We start from the raw sequence: 2913 nt of genomic DNA on the forward strand, positions 1-2913 counted from the left end.
GGCCACGGCCCGGGGCGGGCGGGGGCGCACGGGTGCGGCGCCCGCGCAAGTGACCGAAAGCGACCCCGCGATCACGGAAAGCGCCGAAATGACCGCCGGGGGCGTGAGCCCGGGCCCGCGGGGCGGTCCCGCGACGCCCCGGTGATAACCGGTAGCGACCATTCCATAAACGCAGAGTGTTGTGACAAACCCATGACGTGCTTTCCGGGCCCTCGGGGCACCAGAACGGCCCCCCGGTCGCATTACCCTTTCTTCTTGCCCCCTGCCCAACTCCAGGAACGCGAGATCCATGACCGGCCCTGACGATGTCCTGCTTGTCCACGGCGGTACCCCGCTCGAGGGAGAGATCCGCGTCCGCGGCGCGAAGAATCTCGTGCCGAAGGCCATGGTCGCCGCGCTGCTCGGACACGGTCCCAGCCGGCTGCGCAACGTGCCCGACATCCGCGACGTCCGCGTCGTGCGCGGTCTGCTCCAGCTGCACGGTGTGACCGTCCGCCCCGGCGACGAGCCCGGCGAGCTGGTCCTCGACCCGACGTACGTGGAGAGCGCCAACGTCGCGGACATCGACGCCCACGCCGGCTCCTCGCGCATCCCGATCCTGCTCTGCGGCCCGCTGCTCCACCGCCTCGGCCACGCCTTCATCCCGGGCCTGGGCGGCTGCGACATCGGCGGCCGGCCGATCGACTTCCACTTCGAGGTGCTGCGCCAGTTCGGCGCGACGATCGAGAAGCGCGAGGGCGGCCAGTACCTGGAGGCCCCGCAGCGGCTGCGCGGCTGCAAGATCCGCCTGCCCTACCCGTCGGTCGGCGCCACCGAGCAGGTCCTGCTGACCGCCGTCCTGGCGGAGGGCGTCACGGAGCTGTCCAACGCGGCCGTGGAGCCGGAGATCGAGGACCTCATCTGCGTACTGCAGAAGATGGGCGCGATCATCGCCATGGACACCGACCGGACCATCCGGATCACCGGTGTCGACAAGCTCGGCGGCTACAACCACCGCGCCCTGTCGGACCGCCTGGAGGCGGCCTCCTGGGCGTCCGCGGCGCTGGCCACCAAGGGCAACATCTACGTCCGCGGCGCCCAGCAGCGGTCGATGATGACCTTCCTCAACACCTACCGCAAGGTCGGCGGCGCCTTCGAGATCGACGACGAGGGCATCCGCTTCTGGCACCCGGGCGGCCCGCTCAACGCCATAGCGCTGGAGACGGACGTCCACCCCGGCTTCCAGACGGACTGGCAGCAGCCGCTGGTCGTGGCCCTGACGCAGGCGAGCGGTCTGTCGATCGTCCACGAGACGGTCTACGAGTCCCGCCTGGGCTTCACCTCCGCGCTCAACCAGATGGGCGCGCACATCCAGCTCTACCGCGAGTGCCTGGGCGGCTCCGCCTGCCGCTTCGGCCAGCGCAACTTCCTCCACTCGGCCGTCGTCTCCGGCCCGACGAAGCTCCAGGGCGCCGACATGGTCGTGCCCGACCTGCGCGGCGGCTTCTCGTACCTGATCGCGGCCCTGGCCGCGGAGGGGACGTCCCGGGTGCACGGCATCGACCTGATCAACCGCGGCTACGAGAACTTCATGCAGAAGCTGCGGGACCTCGGGGCGAACGTCGAGATGCCCGAGCCCGCTGCGCAGGGCTGACCACGCCCCGGCTGGGGGTCCGGGGGTCGTCCCCCGGGAAACACAGCATGCAGAAGCTGCGGGATCTGGGTGCCAACGTGGAGATGCCGGGCGACTCCGCCGCCTGACGGTTCCTTCGCTTCTCCGAGGGGGCTCCGCCCCCTCGAACCCCCGGACGGGGCTGACATACGTCAGCCCCGTCCGGCGTTTGCGGCACCGCGTGCGGCGCGTCCCCGGAGAGGCGGGGAGGGCGGAACTCGCTGCCGGGCCGTCAGGGCCCCGAACCGCCTCGGGTGGGGCCCAGGGCACCCTGACGAGGCGTTAGGGGCTTTACGGGCCGTACACGGGCCGTTTACGCGGCATCGAGACGGGGCATGCTCCCCTGATACGCCAAAAGGGCGGCCACCCCCATGGGTGGCCGCCCTTCGAGCTGAAGGCTTACTTGCCCTTCGCGGCTTCCTTGAGCTTGGAGCCCGCGGAGACCTTCACGCTGTAACCGGCAGCGATCTGGATCGGCTCGCCCGTCTGCGGGTTGCGCGCGGTCCGAGCGGCACGGTGGGTGCGCTCGAAGGTCAGGAAGCCGGGGATGGTGACCTTCTCGTCGCCCTTGGCGACGATCTCGCCGACGGTCTCGGCGAGCGCGGCCAGAACGGCGTCGGCGTCCTTGCGGGTCACCTCGGCGCGGTCGGCCAGAGCGGCCACCAGCTCACTGCGGTTCATGTTGTACTCCCGTGTTCTTCTTGCCAATGAGGCGTGAGATCGAAGCCGATGCTGCCAGGGCCCTCGGACAGTCCCCGGACCCGGGTCCGTTTGCCAGACCCTCGCGCCCGGTTACGCATCCTGCCCCCACCAGTGGCGGGAAAGCCAATCCGGCACCCTGGAGAGTCACACGGAAAGCGCCACGGCCAGCTGCCACAGCCTCGGATGTGGCCGCATTTCTGCGGCCGGATGTCTGCCCGACACCTTATGGGGGGCCCAGCGGCGTCGCGCCACTCGACGCGCCGTGCGTCAGACCGTCGTGGTGCCTGTCACAGCGGCCCCGGCGGCCTTCGCGGCCTCCCGGACGGCACCCGCGACGGCTCCGGCGACCTTGTCGTTGAAGACGCTGGGGATGATGTAGTTGGCGTTGAGTTCGTCCTCGGCGACGACGTCGGCCAGGGCGCGGGCGGCGGCCAGCATCATGTCGGTGTTGACGGTGCGGGACTGGGCGTCGAGCAGGCCGCGGAAGACGCCGGGGAAGACCAGCACGTTGTTGATCTGGTTGGGGAAGTCCGAACGCCCGGTGGCCACCACGGCGGCGG

Annotated in this window: 3 protein-coding genes; 1 reads left to right on the forward strand and 2 read right to left on the reverse strand. The window is 70.4% G+C overall.

The features are described from left to right. The first annotated feature begins 289 nt into the window (after nucleotides 1-289). Nucleotides 290-1633, forward strand: coding sequence for a UDP-N-acetylglucosamine 1-carboxyvinyltransferase (gene murA / locus K6I33_RS33905; RefSeq protein ID WP_229358648.1), 1344 nt, complete (start codon nucleotides 290-292; stop codon nucleotides 1631-1633). Nucleotides 1634-2050: 417 nt separating this feature from the next. Here the strand turns inward: murA and K6I33_RS33910 are convergent, their stop codons facing one another. Further along, a complete protein-coding gene (locus tag K6I33_RS33910; protein ID WP_071961969.1) occupies nucleotides 2051-2332 on the reverse strand; it encodes an HU family DNA-binding protein in 282 nt (93 codons plus the stop codon). Nucleotides 2333-2620: 288 nt separating this feature from the next. Then, nucleotides 2621-2913: malic enzyme-like NAD(P)-binding protein (locus K6I33_RS33915; protein ID WP_308297364.1), on the reverse strand; the 293-nt coding region annotated here is incomplete at its 5' end.

Origin of the sequence: Streptomyces sp. UNOB3_S3, assembly GCF_020740895.1 — a bacterium.
Taxonomy (GTDB): Bacteria; Actinomycetota; Actinomycetes; order Streptomycetales; family Streptomycetaceae; genus Streptomyces.